This is a genomic window from Candidatus Eisenbacteria bacterium (assembly GCA_035712145.1).
GTDB lineage: Bacteria > Eisenbacteria > RBG-16-71-46 > RBG-16-71-46 > RBG-16-71-46 > DASTBI01.
Window position 1 is genome coordinate 1 of sequence record DASTBI010000169.1, and the last position, 2,719, is coordinate 2,719.

A 2,719-nucleotide genomic window follows, 5' to 3' on the forward strand; every position below is an offset into this window, starting at 1 on the left:
CCTCCATGCGATCCGTCCCAATCCCACGCGCGCCGGAGCCACGATTCGCTACGACGTGCCCCGCGGCGGAAACGTCGCGCTTCGCGTGTACGACGCGCAGGGACGCTGCGTGCGCGTGCTCACGGAGGGATGGACGGCCCCGGGACGGCGGTCGCTGTCATGGGATGCGCGTGACGCGCGGGGCGCGCCGGTCTCTGCAGGACTCTACTTCGTACGACTGTCGATCGCGGAGTTGAGCGCGACGCAGAAGCTGCTCATTCTTCGCCAGTAGACGGGTCGTCGGTCCAGATGCTCCTGGATCGCGTCTCGGGCATCAGGAACAAGCCGAGAAGAAACGTCACCGCCGGCACGATGATCGGATAGGCCAGCGCCGACAGCAGACTTCCGCTCGACAAGTACGCCGAGGTGGTGATGAACGGTACCAGCCCACCGCCCCAGCCATTGCCGATGTGGTACGGCACCGAGACCGAGGTGTAGCGGATGCGCGCGGGGAAGTACTCGGCGAGGAACGCTCCGATCGGTCCGTACACCATGCCCACGTAGGCGACGAGTGTCGCGACGATGAGGATCGACATCGGGTAATCGATCGCGCCCGGGTTCGCATGGCGGCCAAGTGCCAGGTAGAGGGGGTAGTAGGTGACGGCGGCGAGCAAGAGCCCCGCCAGGATGATCGGCTTGCGCCCGATCTTGTCGGAGAGCCAGCCGAAGAGGACCAGCGTCGGTGTGGCGATCAGCAGTGCGCCGCCGACGATGAGGCTCGAGGCGAGCACGTCGACCTTCTTCACCGTCTGCAGGAAGTAGAGCGCCCAGAACTGGCTCGAGTACCACACGCATCCTTCGCCGATCACCACCACGCTCGCGATCAGCACGTAGCGCAGATTGCGCGTCATGAACGCCTCGCGCCACGGATTGACGGCCGTGCTGCCCTTGGCCTTGAGCGCCTGGAACACCGGCGTCTCCTGGAGCCGCAGCCGGATGTAGATGGCGATCGCCACCATGACCAGCGAGAGCAGGAATGGAATGCGCCAGCCCCATGCGTTGAAGGCCTCGGTGCCGAGCGCCTGGCGGGTGCCGACGATCACCGCCAGCGAAACGACGATGCCGAGTGTCGGCGAGGTCTGGAGCCAGCCTGTGTAGTAGCCGCGCTTCCCGTCGGGCACGTGCTCGGCGACGTAAGTGATCGCGCCTCCGTATTCGCCGCCCAGGCACAGTCCCTGGATGACGCGCAGCAGGAACAGGATGATCGCCGCGGCGATGCCGATCGTGGCGTAGTTCGGCACCACGCCGATCAGTGCGGTGGAGAGGCCCATGCCGCCGAGCGTGAGGAGGAACGTGTACTTGCGCCCTACGAGATCGCCCACGCGCCCGAACAGCAGCGCGCCGAGCGGGCGGATGAGGAAACCGACCGAGAAGAGCGCGACCGTGCTGAGGAGCGCGGCGACGGGATGGCTCTTCTCGAAGAATTGAACGGAGAGGATCGTGGCGAGACTTCCGAAGATATAGAAGTCATACCACTCGATGATGTTGCCGACGGCCGCGGCGAGGACGACTCGGCGCAGTTCCTTGCCTTCCAGCGCGGATCCGTTCATGGCGGCTCGGGCTCCCCTCCCTGGGGCCATGGCGGAGAGGGAGGGATTCGAACCCTCGGACCCCCGAAGGGGTCAACGGTTTTCGAGACCGCCCGATTCAGCCACTCTCGCACCTCTCCGGGGCCGTGTTTACAGGAACTTAGGAGGTTTCCGCAAGTCCGCCGGCCCCGAACTGGCTACAGAATGGCTACAGATTGGCTCGCTAATTCATGGGTCGCCGGGAATGGAGAACAGCCAGAGGGGCCACAGCAACATGTTCTGCAGGAACACGAGTACAAGAGGTCCAGAGGGGCCGCCTGTTCTTGACCACATTGACGCGGCCCAGATGGCCAGAACGAGACCGATCCCCAAGTACGTGGCCACCAACGCCAAGAGCACCTTTCCCAGCACCCTTGTCGCGCTCATTGCCCGATGACCATCTCGAGCCTTTCAACCTCTCGACGCACCATGTCGTCCGAGATGGGCGCGTACCGCTGCGTGGTCACGATCGACGAATGCCCGAGCATCTGCTGTAAGGCCGCCAGGCTTCCGCCCCGCTCCAGCCATCGGCACGCGAAGGTGTGCCGCATCTGGTGTGGGTGGAACTTGAGCAGCCCCGAGAACCGCCTGACCATGCGGGTAAAGCCCCATGAGTCCTCGATCGGCAGAAACTTGCCGATCCGAAGCCTCAGCTCACTCCACAGCGCACGGGCCAACGGCACCCTGCGAACCTTCCACGACTTGGTGTCGTGAACGAGAAGCACACCTTGCGGCTCGCCGCTCGAACCACGAACCGTCTCCAAATCGCCGCTGCTGGCCCTGATGAGCTCGCCCCAGCGAAGTCCGGTGCCCAACCCAAGCCGAGCGATGAACGCGTACGGCTCGGGCACAGACAGCACGGCTTCCACTTCGGCATCGCTCAGTCGATCCGGCGGACGTTCCTGGACTCGCGGCAGTAGCCTTTGAGGAACCGGGCATCGGTCGATCCAGCCCGAGTCCTCGCACCAGCGAAGGAAGCACCGCGCATCGCCCAGGATGTGTCGGACGGTGAGGAGTGACTTCCCTTGCTTCTCCAGCCACAGCCGATAACTCCGCAGATCATCTTTGGTGACCCTGGACAGCAGCTTGTAGCCCATGAAGGGCTCGAGGTA

General features: G+C 64.4%; 3 protein-coding genes and 1 tRNA gene. 1 reads left to right on the forward strand and 3 read right to left on the reverse strand.

Annotated features, from left to right (window positions below):
- On the forward strand, nt 1-271 hold a 271-nt coding region (locus VFQ05_11605), incomplete at its 5' end, for a T9SS type A sorting domain-containing protein (GenBank protein ID HET9327413.1).
- Here VFQ05_11605 and VFQ05_11610 read toward each other — a convergent pair.
- From VFQ05_11610 to VFQ05_11620, 3 genes are all read right to left on the reverse strand, one after another.
- Nucleotides 255-1,589 (reverse strand): MFS transporter, encoded by a 1,335-nt coding sequence (locus tag VFQ05_11610; protein HET9327414.1) that lies wholly within the window; start codon nt 1,587-1,589, stop codon nt 255-257. The genes VFQ05_11605 and VFQ05_11610 overlap by 17 nt on opposite strands.
- A 29-nt stretch (nt 1,590-1,618) precedes the next feature.
- Nucleotides 1,619-1,708: transfer RNA gene (locus VFQ05_11615), tRNA-Ser, on the reverse strand.
- Between the two features lie 282 nt (nt 1,709-1,990).
- Nucleotides 1,991-2,719: tyrosine-type recombinase/integrase (locus VFQ05_11620; protein HET9327415.1), on the reverse strand; the 729-nt coding region annotated here is incomplete at its 5' end.

What these genes read in the sequence shown, in the direction of transcription:
- VFQ05_11610 (HET9327414.1), bottom strand. Translation starts at nt 1,589, where the DNA reads ATGAACGGATCCGCGCTGGAAGGCAAGGAACTGCGCCGAGTCGTCCTC.